Below are 14,697 nucleotides of genomic sequence, written 5' to 3'. Positions count from 1 at the left end.
ACAATATCGGGTTGAAAAAAGGGGAAAACAGGATAAGGGCTAAAGCCCATCAGTATATAGTTATGCTTAAGCCCGGCATTAATGCCGGGCTTAGAGAACTTGTATCAAGAATCGGGCTTCAGCCCTAAATCCTCCTGCAAGTGTTTGGTTAAGCTTTCAATTTTATTCTGTAATAACTTTAATAACCGGTTTTAGGGAATAGCTTCCGTTACCCTTTGCAATAACCGATTTTTCGGCGTCAAAATCCAGGGTCATCGAGTAGGTTTCTCCGTTAACAATATCGGCATGAATATTAAATTTCAGGCCTGATTGCTGGGCAGAAGGGGTTTCCAGGTCCAGCGTATCGCCATCAACAACGATCTCGTTATTCGATCCCAATATCATCCGCATTTGGTTGATCCGCCCTTCAGGGAGTTCGTCTTCGGTAAGCAGGATGGAGTTTCCATTGGTGAGCATCAACAAATCGATTTGCCCCATGGTGTCGAGCGTTAAGTTTTGCCAGCCGCTTTCGGTGGTACTGTCGCCCGATGCGTTAATTTTTAATCCCTGCAAATCGATAAGCACTGCATCATAGTTCACGGGTGCATCAGTTAAATAAACATTTAACATACCTGTTCCGTTGTTGTCGTCCTGGCAAGCCACTATAAAAATGGCTGCCACTAAAATCGTAAGAATTTGGTTTTTCATAACATTACTAATTTAAAGGTTATTATACTAAAATGCTTCTCCTATCCTGAAGTATACTCCCCAGTCGTCCTGGCCAACGGCAAAGTCGAGTCCCACCCTGATACCGGTTTCCTTGAGCAGTACATATCGGAAACCCAATCCTGCACCCGGTAAAATTTTGCCGTTGTCGGCATCATTTACACTCTCTAAAACCGTTGCAACTCCGGCAAAACCAACAAAGCCTGTTCGTTTGAACGGATTCCACCGGTATTCGGCCTGTAATGCAAACTGGTTATTCCCCCTGTATTTTCCCTGGGTATATCCGCGCACATCGGTTCCGCCAACAACAAATTGCTGGTTAAACGATATGTCACCGATTCCGAATCCCCCATAAAAACGAGCGGCCAGCACATCAGTATAAGAACGTACAGGAAAATATTGATTGTATTCCAGTTCGATATTTCTTGAAACAAATTCGTTCCCCATCCACTCGGGAAACATAGTGAACTGTACCTTTGAGTTGGTCCCACGAAATGGGTTATAAACGTTATCCCGTGAATCCAGTCTAAATTGAGCACCAAGCGACTGTAATGCAGTTTCTAAATCGACAGGTACATCGCCAAAATTTGTTTTCAGATTAACGTAGGTGTAGCTTACTCCTCCGTACAAGTGCTCAATTAATTTCCGGTTTATAATGAATACGAAGAAATCGGCGTCGGTATCATACGGAATCCACCAATTCAACAGGTTCAGAAAAAACTGGAAGTTAAGGGTTCCGGTTCCGGCACCGGTAGCAATGCGCCAGGTATCTTGTTTCAGGTAAAACAGGCCAAATACTGCTGCGCCCCAGCTTTTGTTTGCCGAGTACAATCCAAGAGCACCAACTGTTGACAGCGGAGAAAGCGTATCATTCTTTAGGGGACTGAATTGGAGCATTGGCGCAACACCTGCCATAAAACCTATCGACCGGTTATAATTGACATAAGGCAGTGGTATGAAGCTAACATTGTAACCTGAATGATCAAGTCGTTCCTTTTTTTCTTTTATGATTTTCTTCTTCTTATCGACCACTTCCTGTCCTGCGAGCGTCGAAGCGAATAATAGAAATATAACTATGGTAAGAAGTTGTTTCATGTTAAAAATGTATGCATAAAAGGGCAACGCATTAAACAGGTCGCAGGCTTTTTTTCTTAAAGATAATCAGAAATGATCAAAATACCTGAATTCCATTCGCTGTAACGTCCCGATACCCATCGGGTTATTATCCGTACTATTGTTGCAACCAAGACTATATTTATAACAATAGAATAAACACGGCTGAGTTATAAGGCTAAAATTGCCGGTCCTGCCGACCGGGGTACTGATTGCCAATCAGTACCAGCGGCGCTTTGGACAGAAGATGCGAAACAATAAACTTTGCTGAGATGCATTATAAATATTCTGAAAATGCACTGCGATAGTGCAGAATATTCGGAAAAATGCACTATGACAGTGCAAAAAATGGCAAAAAGTGCACTGTGTGAGTGCAAAATCACGAAAATTCCTGTTTATTGTTAAATGAGTTATTTGAGTGAGATATCTAAATACCATTCCGCTTTGGCAGTTTGGTTTGCTTTATTAGTTTTTAAGAACCATTAGTACATGCTGGGGTGACTTTTACTACGACCAAGGAAACCGCCATACACGAGACTCGTACGTACGGTGGTGTGAGAGGCTCTCCCCTTCAATTATCGCTGACGGGGTAGTCTACTCGATTGCCAATAATTTTTATTTATCTTTTTCTTATTTCATTAATTATTTTTGAATCAATCCAGAAAATATCATCATAATTAGATTTCGTTGCTCTGGTGAAAAATAGAATTCCTAAATCTTTTGATACACTTGGAAATCTTTCTTGTTTGTCGGTGTTAATTTTGTCTCCCATACTTATCGGCTTACTCCAATTATTGTCATTGTCTTTGAAACTGATATACAAATCCCCGTAATTGTCTTTGCTCCCAGGTCTGTTCGAGGAAAAAATCAAATATGTTTCATCTGGTGAAATGTAGGGTGTCCAGTCAAAGAATTTAGAATTGATTTCTTTTGGTAAAAGTTCTGGGATTTCATATCCATTTGAATTTTTGACTGCTCTATAAATACCCATATTATTTTCTACACTGTCTTTAAATCCAACAAAATAAATTGTCCCGGATTTAGTCATTGTTGGCGAAACCGCAAATTTTGTGTACTTGGAAAAATTCAAACATTTAGGTTGATTCCATACCGAATCTTTTTTTTGAACAGTCCACAAATCATTTACTTTTTTATTAGTTTTTTCGCTATCTGAAGGTCTATCTGAATAAAATAAGATTTTGTCAGGTCCTATCCAAATTGGGCCACCATTTGAATAATCTTTAGAGAAGTCTGCCACTTCAGCGAATTCCGCAGATTTTAAGTCCATAAACATGATTAGTTGTTTTGGATTTTCTGGTTTTGGTCTTTCCCACATTGACCAACATATTATTTGATTATCGTTATTTATGGAAGGACTGCTATGTTCGAGATTTTTTGTTGAGATAGAGTTTGGTAGAAAAACCAGAGCAGTATCTTCTGGTGGAGTCAATTCAATTTGTCCGGACACCAATCTTGGCACAAAGAGTAAAAATATTTTGATTCCTATTTTCATTTTTTCATGGAAATAAAAATTGCTGGTCTTTGAGTATAAGAGTAATAGCCGACTTTGTGGTACTTTCCTGTCAAGTTACAAGAAAGTTGAAACGGGCTAAAGCCTTTGAATTTACTGGTGTCTCGGCTATTATTTTCATGCAATATTATGTTTCATTTGTTTTCAATTATCAGAATATTCTGCATATAATGGGTCAATATTTTGTATTGCTTGAACAATTTGTTTATTCGTAAGTAAATCCAATTGAGGAAGTAAAGGTTTTGATTTATCCAAACCCGAGATAACAAACTTATTTATGTCCATCCAATCTACAATACCTTTAATTATCCTTGTATTTGCATTCTCATGGGCTGTTCCTTCATATCGTAATATAGCTTCAGCAAAGGTTAGTTTCGGATAATACGAAAATGACAACTCAGATAATTTTGCCCTGAATTCTTTTTCCTCACTTGAGAATTCAATACTATTATTAGGATAATCTTTGTAACTATCGAGTAAATGCCGGCTTTCATGACAAAATATACTCGAATAAACAGAAATTCGTTCTAAAGTTGATATAAAAGCAATCTTTAACTCCTGTTCATTTTTATATATTTTCTTTAAAGAATCAAGCAATAGATTATATTGGTTAAACTTTATTTTCTCGCTGACACCTTCAAGAATTGAGTATGGATTTTTTGTTGCAATTGAATCTTCGACAATTAGCTTTTCGTTTATTGATCTTTCCCAATTAGCTCTCTTTTGTTTATCTGTGATCTTATACCACGCGTCTACTGGCATGTTAGCATAAATTTCTCTAATTTGGAGAACTTCATTATCGGTTGTAGCCCATCCTCCTATTCCAAAAAATCCAAAATACCAATGAGGAAAAATATTACCTATTATGTAATCCAATGAAAGATAAGTTAAATCTGTTTTTCGTCCATATTGTTCAATTGAACGCTTTTCGTTAACAACAGAATGTCCGACAAAAAAGCCTATTTGATTACCTCCTTTTCCGTTATTAATTATAGCACCGAACCGCTTAAATAATTCTTCCTCGAATGCTTTTTCATAAAACATGGGTTTATTGCTTCCCCAATCCAGATTATTCCACAAAGCAATGCATAATGAATAGTAATCGTTTAAATACTTTTCATCGGATGCATGATTAAATAATTTATCTCTATAATAGCCAAAAATCAATTTTTCAATATCTTTTAAATAGATATAATAATTATATATATCCTTCAAATCGGGATTTTGGTTTAATTCGATACTGTTTTCATTAATAATCATTACAGCATAATCGTAAAAACGGGAATAGGCTAATCCCTCTGCCAGATAATTGATACTATCTTTTGATTGAAGCCCTTTATCAATGTTTATCTCTGCTTCGGCAAGTATTCCGGTGACGTTTTTATCTTGAGGAATTCTAAAATAAACCTTCCATGAATCCTTTATTTTCTCTTTGTCATTAAGAATTAATGCGAGTCCCAAATACAATTTTACAATTTGTAAATCTTCCGGTTGATTAAGATAATACGTCTCAATTTTATCTAATGCGTCTTTAACGTCATTAATATTAATTGTTTTTTGAGAAGTTAACTCGTTTTGAGATTTTAAAAGGGTGTAATCTGAATATTTAATATGTAATTCCTTTATCTGGTTTTCACTTTTTGCTTTTTCAAAGCCCATTTTAAGATATTGGCTTGCATCATTGAATTTTTTTGCTTGAATTGATACATCTATTATTTGCAATAAAATATCAAAATTACTCGTATCTAATTTAATGATAGAATCTGCATATTTTTTTGAAAGTTCATAATCATGATAAAACTTCCAATTGATGTACACTAACTGTTTACCAGCTTCTGTTTTTTCGTTTAATGAACCTGATGACGCCCATATTTCCTCGTATATTTTTTTTGCCTCAATTATGTTGAAGTTATTGTACTTGTCTTTTGCAGATTCAAGTTTGGACTGTGCAGAAATGTTATCCGTCAGTAATGTTGATAGTACCAGGAAAAGAACTATTTTAGTTTTCATTATTATATGTTTTTATAATTTATGACGGATTTTGTTTGAAACACTGCATCATAATGAAGCATATGTGTTAGTTGCAATGCAACTTATATCTTATTAGTTAGTGCTGTTGTAAGTTGTTGTTATCCTTTTTGTTATCTTCTAAATCCGGTCCAGCGGACGTGATATAACCATTGAATTCACAGCTATTTGCCTATTTTGTATAGTTATGGGCATTTATTCATATTTATAAGCAGTGCCTGTTAATTTAACTCCTCTTCCATAACCCGATATTGGTTTATTTTTTTCATGATGCCAACCATCTGTAATTAAAATTATATGAGCTCCGTTTTCTGCTGCTTTTTTTTGCATTTTTTTCATTGCAGATTTTCCACCACTGACAGAAGCAACGCCTCCTTTACTTGACTTTCCAACAATTTCACAACATTCAACAAGCCCGTCAATATCCTTTTTGTCAAATGTTATTATTACCTTTTCCCAATCTTCTTCCCCATTAATTATGACACGTTTACTAAATTTTTGAACTCTGCTAGAACTGAAGATAATTTCCTTAACTGCATTTTTTGATATGTTGTAGAGTAATTCCTCACCTTCATAGATGTACTTAATGTTATTATCAGTAATTTCTTTAACCTTGCACTTGATTGTGTCCCCGGATAATTTTACAATTTTGTCTTGTCCGTAAGTTGTGCTTATAGATAGTGTCAACACTAATAATGCAAAAATCTGTTTCATGCATTTTTATTTTACTTGTTTATTATTATTAATCAGTTCTTTTCTTTAATTACCCTAACGTATGTGTTAGTTGCTATGCAACTTATATCTTATTAGTTAGTGCTGTTGTAAGTTGTTGTTATCCTTTTTGTTATCTTCTAAATCCGGTCCATCGGACTTTTGATTTTGTTCAGAGAATCTTCATTCTTAGGAGTGTATATCTAAGTCGTTCTTCCCAGCGGTGCGAACCTGTACTCTGTGCCAATCAGCCCTGTAATATTTATGCATAATGTGATAAAACGTATTCAATGGTACGGGTTTTGGGTTTTTGCTCTTAAAAATAAACATAATAAATCAGAATCGTAAGCTTTGTGCCAAAAAAGCGTAATGTGCTGATTAATAGCAGTTGCCGCAGCTGAGAGAAATAAAAACCGAGTGCTCCGAAGTTTCGCCGCAAACAAGAGTAGTTTTATCGGACCACTCCGAAAACCTCCCGCAAATAAGAAAAGTTATGGCCAACAGCTTCTGAGTACTCCCGAAGCCTGAATTTATGCTATCATAAGCCTCAGATAATATACCGCAAAGGAGAATGGCTCGCTCGTATTGCTCCGAACTCATGTAGCAGTTGTGCGGGAAATTCACTGGCGATCATAAAAATGCAGGGCAGTCATTCTTCAAATTCCGGCACCTGGTTGCCCAATCCCTGAGTGTTGGTTGGAATCCATCCCGTTCAATATGTTAAGGAACATTGAGTTACGGTTGACTTTTATACATAAACGCCCTAATTTTAATGAACTAATTATCACCAACATTCAATGAACACACTTTAGTACTCCAATAAAAATCAAAAAACGCTTTCATTAATGTATTAACCTTAAAACTATCTATTATGACATTAGTTGATTTAATTCCCTTATCCAAATTACGCAACAGCGAGTATTTCGAACTCATGACCGATTTAAAAACCGGTATCGCGGGCATCTTCCCCGAAAGTACAGTAAGCACCGATTTAACTACACGTTTTAATGCCGTGTACGAAGAGCTGGATGCGGCAACCCGAGTTGACAGGGGCAGTGTATTAACCGGGCAAATTCAGGAAGCCGACGACAAAAGGGGCAATATCTGGCGGGCCATGGACCTGATGGTGGATGCTCATTTGCACAGCCCGGTACCCGAGGAAGTGGAGAGTGCCAAGGTCATCCGCCGCATTTTCGATGTTTATGGCGATTACCGGAAGCGCTCCTACGACAGCGAATCGAGCGAAGCCCGCAACTTGATACAAGACCTCGAGAAAACAAAGAATGCGGTGCACCTCAGCACCATTCGCCTCGATACCTGGCTTCCCTTGTACAAAAGCCAGCAGGAAGCCTTTAAAGCTTTACAAAACGAACGCGATACTGAAGCCGGGTACAAATCGAGCGGTGATGTAAAGGCCGTACGTGAAAAAATGAGTCCGCTTTACCGCGAAATTACCGAGCTGGTAAATTCTTACGTTAGAATTGGCATGGCAAGTCCCGAAATGGAAAACTTTGTAGTGGTAATGAATCAAAAAATAAAACGTTATAACGATCTGCTGGCAGCTCGCCAGGGCAGAAATGAAAAAGAGGAGGGCAGTGAAACGCCCGAAATAATTACGAATTAACTCGGGCCACACATTCTTGAAAATGGCACTCGAAAGGGTGCCATTTTTTTTGGAATTTCTCCTTCAGGCTTATTCACCCTGCATTCCATGGTTCTTCCATCTTCCAGTTCCCGGCTTCCAACTTCAAACAGCTCTCCCTCAACTGCTTCCAATCTTAAATTTTTCAAAAAAAAACTTAAAGGTTATTGCTATTTCATAATAATTCGTACTTTTGCGAGCCGTTTTTAGGGGAAAACTGTGCTTTTTCCTCTCGAAACGATTGATAATTAAGGATTTTTGCATACTTTTGCAGTCCGTTTTTAAGAATTGATTATTAACTATATAAAAAACAGGTATTTATGCCAACTATTCAACAGTTAGTTAGAAAAGGAAGACAGACTAAAGTTGAGAAGAGTAAATCTCCGGCTTTAGATTCATGCCCACAACGTCGTGGTGTATGTGTTCGTGTTTATACCACTACTCCGAAGAAACCAAACTCGGCCATGCGTAAAGTAGCCAGGGTAAGGTTAACCAACGGAAAAGAGGTGAATGCTTATATTCCTGGCGAAGGCCACAACCTTCAGGAGCACTCGATTGTGCTTGTTCGCGGAGGTAGGGTAAAAGACCTTCCGGGTGTTCGTTACCACTTAATTCGTGGTGCGCTCGATACCGCAGGTGTTGAAGGACGTTTACAGCGTCGTTCGAAATATGGTGCTAAAAAACCAAGAAAATAAGAAGTAAGAAAAGTAATTAACACTGTTATTTATTTAGTGGTTTGGTTGAGTAAGGGAATCTCTCTAGTGTCTTCCGGAGACGAACTGAAGACCGCCTACGGGCAGCCGATTTAGATAACACTAAAAAGTTTTAAAATGAGAAAGTCAAAACCAAAAAAGCGAATTCTGCTTCCGGACCCAAAGTTTGGTGACAAAATGGTAACCCGGTTTGTTAACGATTTAATGGTTGACGGTAAAAAATCAACAGCCTACACTATTTTCTACGATGCAATGGACCTCGTGGAAAAACGTATGAAAGATTCTGAACTGTCGCCGGTTGATGTGTGGAAAAAAGCACTCGAGAACATTACTCCTGCAGTTGAGGTGAAAAGCCGCCGTGTTGGTGGTGCTACTTTTCAGGTGCCAATGGAAGTAAGACCAGAGAGAAAACAATCGATCAGCATCAAAAATATGATATTGTTTGCCCGGAAACGTTCAGGCAAATCAATGGCCGATAAGTTGTCAGCAGAAATTATTGCTGCATACAACGAAGAGGGTGGCGCTTTCAAAAAGAAAGAAGATACCCACAGAATGGCTGAAGCAAACCGTGCATTCGCGCATTTCAGATTCTAGTTTAGAGAAATAGATAGTATATAGTTTAGTATTAAGGAAAAGAAAATTGGTTTAAAAGATGGCTAAACAAGATCTGAAAAATACAAGGAACATCGGTATCATGGCGCACATCGACGCCGGAAAAACCACCGTAACAGAACGTATTCTGTTTTATACAGGTTTAACTCACCGTATTGGTGAAGTGCACGATGGTGCTGCAACCATGGACTGGATGGAGCAGGAGCAGGAAAGAGGTATTACCATTACTTCGGCTGCTACCACTACTTTTTGGAAACACAACGATGTAGAGCATAAAATTAACATCATCGATACTCCCGGACACGTTGACTTCACTGTTGAGGTTGAACGTTCGTTAAGGATCCTGGACGGAACAGTTGCTTTGTTCTGTGCTGTTGGTGGTGTTGAAGCTCAGTCGGAAACCGTATGGCGTCAGGCCGAAAAATACGGCGTTCCGCGTATCGCATTTGTAAATAAAATGGACCGTCAGGGTGCCGACTTCTTTAACGTTTATGGCGAGATTAAAGAAAAGTTGGGTGCTAACCCGGTTCCAATGCAAATTCCTATCGGTGCCGAAGAAAAATTCGAAGGTGTTATCGATCTCGTGGAAATGAAAGCTATTCGCTGGCACGACGACGAGAACATGGGAACCAACTACACGCTGGAAGATATTCCTGCTGATTTGGTTGAACAAGCCGAGGAATGGAAAGAGAAACTGGTAGAATCGGTTGCTGAAGTAGACGATGCTATTTTGGAGCGCTATTTCGAAGATCCGGATTCAATTACCAAAGAAGAAATGCTGGCGGTTATCCGTCGTGCAACGCTTGAAGGTGTAATTATCCCGATGATGTGTGGATCGGCATTTAAGAACAAAGGTGTTCAGCGTTTGCTGGATGCAGTTTGTGAATTCCTGCCAAGCCCGCTCGATAAAGGTGATATAAAGGGTGTTAACCCGATAATTGATAAAGAGGTGACACGTAGTGCCGATCCGGAAGAACCACTTTCGGCACTGGCATTTAAAATTGCTACCGACCCCTTTGTTGGTCGTTTGGCATACATTCGTGTTTACTCAGGTACGCTGAATGCCGGCGATAGCGTGTATAACTCACGTACCGGTAAAAAAGAACGTATTTCGCGTTTGTACCAGATGCACTCGAACAAACAAAATGCAAAAGATAAGATCGAAGCCGGTGATATCTGTGCAGCTGTAGGTTTTAAAGACATCCGCACGGGAGATACCCTGGGTGATATTAAAAACCCGATAATGCTCGAAAGTATGGACTTCCCGGAGCCGGTAATTGGTGTTGCCGTTGAGCCAAAATCGCAGAAAGACGTTGATAAGCTTTCAAACGGATTGGCAAAACTGGCTGAGGAAGATCCAACATTTGTAGTAAATACCGATCCCGATTCAGGACAGACCGTAATTCGCGGTATGGGCGAGCTGCACCTCGAGATTCTGGTTGACCGCCTGAAACGTGAGTTCAAGGTGGAATGTAACCAGGGAGCTCCTCAGGTAGCTTACAAAGAAGCGATTACTCAAGAAGTCGAGCTTCGTGAAGTATTCAAGAAGCAAACCGGTGGTCGTGGTAAATTTGCCGATGTTATCGTTAAGGTTGAGCCTACCGATAATGGTAAAAGCGGCCTCGAGTTCATCGATGCAGTAAAAGGTGGACGTATTCCACGCGAATTTATTCCTTCTGTTGAAAAAGGATTCAAAGATGCACTTTCAAACGGTCCGTTGGCCGGATTCCCGGTTGACAGCCTGAAAGTAACCTTGCTTGATGGTTCGTTCCACCCGGTGGATTCAGACCAGTTGTCGTTCGAAATTTGTGCGCGTCAGGCGTTCAAAAGTGCAGCGTCGAAAGCAAGTCCGGTACTTATGGAACCCATCATGGATGTGGAGATTGTAACTCCTGAAGAGTACATGGGTGATATCATCGCCGACCTTAACCGTCGTCGGGGAGAGATTGCAAGCATGGACAGCAAAGGAAATGCAAAAGTTATCGAGGCAAAAGTTCCGCTTTCGGAACAGTTTGGTTACGTAACTGTATTGCGGACACTTTCATCGGGTCGTGCTACTTCTTCAATGGAATTTAGCCATTACCAGGAAGTACCGCGCAGCCTTGCTGAAAAAGTGTTGGCAGACGTACAGGGAAGAGTTGATTTATTAAAATAATTATATAACAATTTTCTCTTATGAGTCAGAAGATCAGGATTAAGCTTAAATCGTACGATCACAACTTGGTAGACAAGTCGGCTGAGAAAATCGTAAAAACCGTAAAAACTACAGGTGCTGTAGTTAGTGGTCCTATTCCACTGCCTACTCACCGCAGGGTTTTCACTGTTTTGCGTTCAACCTTCGTAAATAAAAAATCGAGGGAACAATTTCAGTTGTCGTCTTACAAAAGATTGATTGATATTTACAGCTCAACCGCTAAAACCATCGACGCATTGATGAAGCTCGAGCTTCCAAGTGGCGTCGAAGTAGAAATTAAAGTTTGATAATTTAAAGTAGTCGAAAAAAATGGCTGGTATTATTGGAAAAAAAATCGGAATGACATCCGTATTCAGTGTTGAGGGGAAAAACATCCCATGCACTGTGATTGAGGCCGGACCTTGTGTAGTAACACAGGTGAAAACGGCAGAGACCGACGGCTACGAAGCGCTTCAATTAGCTTATGGCGACAAGAAAGACAAGCACGCCACCAAAGCTGAAGTTGGCCACTTTAAAAAGGCTGGTGTATCACCGAAGCGTAAAGTAGTAGAGTTTCATAACACCTATCAGGAAGAATTTGAATTGGGACAGGAAATCGATGTTTCAATTTTCCACGAAAGAGATTACGTTGATGTAATTGGCGTATCGAAAGGAAAAGGATTCCAGGGCGTAGTTAAAAGGCACAATTTCCGTGGTGTTAACGACGCTACACACGGGCAGCACAACAGGTTGAGAGCACCGGGTTCTATCGGAGCTTCATCATGGCCGTCGCGTGTATTTAAGGGAATGCGCATGGCCGGTAGAGACGGTGGTAAAACCGTAACTATCGAGAACCTTGAGATCGTGAAAATTATTCCGGAGAAGAATTTGATAGTGGTAAAAGGTTCAGTACCTGGAGCCAAAGGTTCATACATAATTATTAGAAAGCAATGGAACTAAGTGTACTGAATATAGAAGGAAAAGAAACCGGAAGAAAGGTTACATTGAACGACCAGATTTTCGGTATTGAGCCCAGCGACCACGCCATTTATTTGGATGTAAAACAATATATGGCGAACCAACGCCAGGGTACGAGCAAGTCTAAAGAACGTGCAGAGATTGTTGGAAGTACACGTAAAATCAAGCGTCAGAAAGGTACCGGTACAGCACGTGCAGGTAGCATTAAGTCGCCGATTTTCCGTGGAGGAGGTACCGTATTCGGACCACGTCCGCGCAATTATGGCTTCAAACTCAATAAAAAAGTGAAGCAATTGGCCCGTAAATCAGCTTTAACTTATAAAGCAAACGAAAAAGGAATTGTGGTTTTGGAAGACTTCAACTTCGAAGCCCCAAAAACAAAGCAATTGGTAGCCTTGCAAAACAATTTGCAAATCGCTGAAAAAAAGGCACTTTTCGTTTTACCGGCTGAAAATAATAACATATATTTGTCCTCGCGAAATTTACAGGACGTATCTGTCATAACTGCTTCTGAGCTAAGTACTTATCAGATCATGAATGCAAAAGCCCTGGTGCTTTGCGAGGGATCTGTTGCGAAAATTGAAGAAGCATTTAAACTTTAACGGAGGGAAAAAATGGAAATTTTAGTAAAACCATTAGTTACAGAGAAGATGACCGAGCAATCGGAACGATTCAACCGTTACGGTTTTGTGGTAGATCGCAACGCAAGTAAACCGCAAATTAAAAAGGCCGTTGAAGACCTTTATAATGTTACGGTTGAAAGCGTGAACACCATGGTTTATGGTGGAAAAATGAAATCGAGATATACCAAAGGCGGTATCATCACCGGAAAAACTGCTGCTTTCAAAAAAGCAGTTGTTACTTTGGTTGAAGGAGATAGTATTGACTTTTATAGTAATATATAATAGTATATAATTAATTAGTATTATGGCAGTAAGAAAACTGAAACCAGTAACTCCGGGTCAGAGGCACAAGATAATTGGTGCTTTTGATACCATTACTGCATCTACGCCTGAGAAATCATTGTTGGAGCCCCTGCGCAAGACTGGTGGTAGGAACAACCAGGGTCGCATGACAATGAGGTATAGAGGCGGGGGACACAAACGCAAATACCGTGTTATCGACTTTACGCGCGATAAAGACGGTGTTGCAGCTGTTGTCGAATCCATTCAGTATGATCCAAACCGTACTGCTCGCATTGCTCTTCTGAAATACGAAGATGGCGAGAAACGTTACATTATTGCACCAAACGGGTTGCAAGTTGGGCAAAACGTAATGAGTGGTACAGGTGCCGATCCTGAAGTAGGAAATGCACTTCCCCTGGCTGAAATTCCTCTTGGAACTTTGGTTCACAACATTGAACTCCATCCCGGACAGGGCGGAGTGATGGCACGTAGTGCAGGCGCTTATGCGCAATTGACCTCACGTGAAGGCAAATATGCAATTTTGAAATTGCCTTCAGGCGAAACTCGTATGGTACTTACAACCTGCAAGGCTACAGTAGGTACAGTTGGAAACACTGAACACAACATCGAGAGATCAGGTAAAGCCGGTCGCTCGCGTTGGTTGGGTAGAAGACCTCGTGTTCGTGGTGTTGTTATGAACCCGGTTGATCACCCAATGGGTGGTGGTGAAGGCCGCTCTTCAGGAGGACATCCAAGGTCACGCAACGGTATGCTTGCGAAAGGGTACAAAACCCGTTCGAAGAAGAAAGCGTCCAACAAGTATATTGTAGAACGTAGGAAAAAATAGTAAAGAGGAATAAATTATGAGTCGTTCATTAAAAAAAGGTCCTTTTATCGATTTCAAGCTTGAAAGAAAAGTGTTGGCTATGAATGATGCCAATAAAAAATCGGTAGTTAAAACATGGGCCAGAGCATCAGTTATTTCTCCTGATTTTGTAGGTCATACTATTGCAGTACACAACGGAAACAAATTCATTCCGGTTTACATCACCGAAAACATGGTGGGACACCGTTTAGGCGAATTTGCTCCAACCCGCACATTCAGGGGGCATGCTGGTAATAAAAGGAAATAAGGCATTTAAAATTTAAAAAGTAAGTACAATGGGTGCCAGAAAAAGACTAGCAGCTGAAAAAAGAAAAGAAGAAAAAAAGCAACAATATTTTGCTGTATTAAGAAACTGCCCTACATCTCCGAGGAAAATGAGGTTAGTAGCCGATATGATCCGTGGAATGGAGGTAAACCAGGCGCTTGATGTTTTGAAATATTCTTCAAAAGAAGCGTCACGCAGGGTAGAAAAGCTTCTGCTTTCAGCCATTGCCAATTGGCAGGCTAAAAACGAAGGAGTTCGTATTGAAGAAAGTGAACTTTACGTATCTCGTATTATGGTTGATTCAGGCCGTATTTTGAAAAGGTTACGTCCGGCTCCCCAGGGTCGTGCACACCGCATCAGAAAACGCTCGAACCATGTAACGATTTATGTGGATAGTAAGGAAAATGTTGTTGAAGAAAACCTTAATTAGTAGTA

Annotated in this window: 17 protein-coding genes; 11 read left to right on the top strand and 6 right to left on the bottom strand. The window is 39.9% G+C overall.

Annotated elements, in window-relative coordinates; all coding sequences use genetic code 11:
- Positions 1–162 precede the first annotated feature (162 nt).
- From WFY05_RS18455 to WFY05_RS18435, 5 genes are all read right to left on the bottom strand, one after another.
- Entirely contained in the window at positions 163–687 is a 525-nt protein-coding gene (locus WFY05_RS18455; protein WP_340114392.1) for a DUF4382 domain-containing protein, read from the bottom strand.
- 27 nt (positions 688–714) lie between these two features.
- On the bottom strand, positions 715–1,800 hold the full coding sequence (locus WFY05_RS18450; RefSeq protein ID WP_340114391.1) for a BamA/TamA family outer membrane protein: 1,086 nt from the start codon (positions 1,798–1,800) through the stop codon (positions 715–717).
- 637 nt (positions 1,801–2,437) lie between these two features.
- A complete protein-coding gene (locus WFY05_RS18445; protein ID WP_340114390.1) occupies positions 2,438–3,331 on the bottom strand; it encodes a TolB-like translocation protein in 894 nt (297 codons plus the stop codon).
- 162 nt (positions 3,332–3,493) lie between these two features.
- Positions 3,494–5,359, bottom strand: coding sequence for a hypothetical protein (locus tag WFY05_RS18440; protein WP_340114389.1), 1,866 nt, complete (start codon positions 5,357–5,359; stop codon positions 3,494–3,496).
- Positions 5,360–5,572: 213 nt separating this feature from the next.
- Positions 5,573–6,091, bottom strand: coding sequence for a hypothetical protein (locus WFY05_RS18435; protein WP_340114388.1), 519 nt, complete (start codon positions 6,089–6,091; stop codon positions 5,573–5,575).
- An 868-nt stretch (positions 6,092–6,959) separates the two neighbouring features.
- Between WFY05_RS18435 and WFY05_RS18430 the strand changes: the two genes are divergently transcribed.
- A complete protein-coding gene (locus WFY05_RS18430) occupies positions 6,960–7,712 on the top strand; it encodes a DUF6261 family protein (protein WP_340114387.1) in 753 nt (250 codons plus the stop codon).
- Here WFY05_RS18430 and WFY05_RS18425 read toward each other — a convergent pair.
- Positions 7,709–7,879, bottom strand: coding sequence for a hypothetical protein (locus WFY05_RS18425; protein ID WP_340114386.1), 171 nt, complete (start codon positions 7,877–7,879; stop codon positions 7,709–7,711). The genes WFY05_RS18430 and WFY05_RS18425 overlap by 4 nt on opposite strands.
- 171 nt (positions 7,880–8,050) lie before the next feature.
- Here WFY05_RS18425 and rpsL point away from each other — a divergent pair, with 171 nt between their 5' ends.
- The 10 genes from rpsL to rplV all read left to right on the top strand — a co-directional run bounded on the left by rpsL (position 8,051) and on the right by rplV (position 14,692).
- Positions 8,051–8,425: a 30S ribosomal protein S12 gene (gene rpsL / locus WFY05_RS18420; RefSeq protein ID WP_340114385.1), complete on the top strand. Its 375-nt coding sequence runs from the start codon at positions 8,051–8,053 to the stop codon at positions 8,423–8,425.
- A 135-nt stretch (positions 8,426–8,560) separates the two neighbouring features.
- Positions 8,561–9,037, top strand: a complete 477-nt coding sequence (gene rpsG, locus WFY05_RS18415) for a 30S ribosomal protein S7 (protein ID WP_340114384.1) — start codon at positions 8,561–8,563, stop codon at positions 9,035–9,037.
- A gap of 58 nt (positions 9,038–9,095) precedes the next feature.
- Positions 9,096–11,210 (top strand): elongation factor G, encoded by a 2,115-nt coding sequence (gene fusA, locus WFY05_RS18410; RefSeq protein ID WP_340114383.1) that lies wholly within the window; start codon positions 9,096–9,098, stop codon positions 11,208–11,210.
- A 20-nt stretch (positions 11,211–11,230) separates the two neighbouring features.
- On the top strand, positions 11,231–11,536 hold the full coding sequence (gene rpsJ, locus WFY05_RS18405) for a 30S ribosomal protein S10 (RefSeq protein WP_038558987.1): 306 nt from the start codon (positions 11,231–11,233) through the stop codon (positions 11,534–11,536).
- A gap of 22 nt (positions 11,537–11,558) precedes the next feature.
- Complete coding sequence (rplC, locus tag WFY05_RS18400) at positions 11,559–12,188, top strand: 50S ribosomal protein L3 (RefSeq protein ID WP_340114382.1); 630 nt, start codon at positions 11,559–11,561, stop codon at positions 12,186–12,188.
- On the top strand, positions 12,179–12,808 hold the full coding sequence (gene rplD / locus WFY05_RS18395) for a 50S ribosomal protein L4 (RefSeq protein ID WP_340114381.1): 630 nt from the start codon (positions 12,179–12,181) through the stop codon (positions 12,806–12,808). Before rplC ends, rplD begins: the two co-directional genes overlap by 10 nt.
- A 12-nt stretch (positions 12,809–12,820) precedes the next feature.
- Positions 12,821–13,111 carry a 50S ribosomal protein L23 gene (gene rplW / locus WFY05_RS18390; protein WP_340114380.1) on the top strand — a complete coding sequence of 97 codons (291 nt, stop codon included), beginning with the start codon at positions 12,821–12,823 and terminating at the stop codon, positions 13,109–13,111.
- A 22-nt stretch (positions 13,112–13,133) separates the two neighbouring features.
- Complete coding sequence (rplB, locus tag WFY05_RS18385; protein ID WP_340114379.1) at positions 13,134–13,958, top strand: 50S ribosomal protein L2; 825 nt, start codon at positions 13,134–13,136, stop codon at positions 13,956–13,958.
- Positions 13,959–13,974: 16 nt separating this feature from the next.
- Positions 13,975–14,244: a 30S ribosomal protein S19 gene (gene rpsS, locus WFY05_RS18380; RefSeq protein ID WP_340114378.1), complete on the top strand. Its 270-nt coding sequence runs from the start codon at positions 13,975–13,977 to the stop codon at positions 14,242–14,244.
- A gap of 28 nt (positions 14,245–14,272) precedes the next feature.
- Positions 14,273–14,692, top strand: coding sequence for a 50S ribosomal protein L22 (gene rplV, locus WFY05_RS18375; RefSeq protein ID WP_340114377.1), 420 nt, complete (start codon positions 14,273–14,275; stop codon positions 14,690–14,692).
- The last annotated feature ends 5 nt before the right edge of the window (positions 14,693–14,697 follow it).

The organism is Maribellus mangrovi, from assembly GCF_037646455.1.
GTDB classification, from domain to species: domain Bacteria; phylum Bacteroidota; class Bacteroidia; order Bacteroidales; family Prolixibacteraceae; genus Draconibacterium; species Draconibacterium mangrovi_A.
This window is presented reverse-complemented; position numbering and strand designations above follow the sequence as displayed.

Bases quoted from the DNA above. Each gene is read 5' to 3' on its own strand.
- WFY05_RS18440 (WP_340114389.1), bottom strand. From the start codon at position 5,359: ATGAAAACTAAAATAGTTCTTTTCCTGGTACTATCAACATTACTGACG.
- rplW (WP_340114380.1), top strand. From the start codon at position 12,821: ATGGAAATTTTAGTAAAACCATTAGTTACAGAGAAGATGACCGAGCAA.
- rplV (WP_340114377.1), top strand. From the start codon at position 14,273: ATGGGTGCCAGAAAAAGACTAGCAGCTGAAAAAAGAAAAGAAGAAAAA.
- rpsS (WP_340114378.1), top strand. From the start codon at position 13,975: ATGAGTCGTTCATTAAAAAAAGGTCCTTTTATCGATTTCAAGCTTGAA.
- fusA (WP_340114383.1), top strand. From the start codon at position 9,096: ATGGCTAAACAAGATCTGAAAAATACAAGGAACATCGGTATCATGGCG.
- WFY05_RS18430 (WP_340114387.1), top strand. From the start codon at position 6,960: ATGACATTAGTTGATTTAATTCCCTTATCCAAATTACGCAACAGCGAG.
- rpsG (WP_340114384.1), top strand. From the start codon at position 8,561: ATGAGAAAGTCAAAACCAAAAAAGCGAATTCTGCTTCCGGACCCAAAG.
- rpsL (WP_340114385.1), top strand. From the start codon at position 8,051: ATGCCAACTATTCAACAGTTAGTTAGAAAAGGAAGACAGACTAAAGTT.
- WFY05_RS18450 (WP_340114391.1), bottom strand. From the start codon at position 1,800: ATGAAACAACTTCTTACCATAGTTATATTTCTATTATTCGCTTCGACG.
- WFY05_RS18455 (WP_340114392.1), bottom strand. From the start codon at position 687: ATGAAAAACCAAATTCTTACGATTTTAGTGGCAGCCATTTTTATAGTG.
- rpsJ (WP_038558987.1), top strand. From the start codon at position 11,231: ATGAGTCAGAAGATCAGGATTAAGCTTAAATCGTACGATCACAACTTG.
- WFY05_RS18435 (WP_340114388.1), bottom strand. From the start codon at position 6,091: ATGAAACAGATTTTTGCATTATTAGTGTTGACACTATCTATAAGCACA.
- rplD (WP_340114381.1), top strand. From the start codon at position 12,179: ATGGAACTAAGTGTACTGAATATAGAAGGAAAAGAAACCGGAAGAAAG.
- rplB (WP_340114379.1), top strand. From the start codon at position 13,134: ATGGCAGTAAGAAAACTGAAACCAGTAACTCCGGGTCAGAGGCACAAG.
- WFY05_RS18445 (WP_340114390.1), bottom strand. From the start codon at position 3,331: ATGAAAATAGGAATCAAAATATTTTTACTCTTTGTGCCAAGATTGGTG.
- rplC (WP_340114382.1), top strand. From the start codon at position 11,559: ATGGCTGGTATTATTGGAAAAAAAATCGGAATGACATCCGTATTCAGT.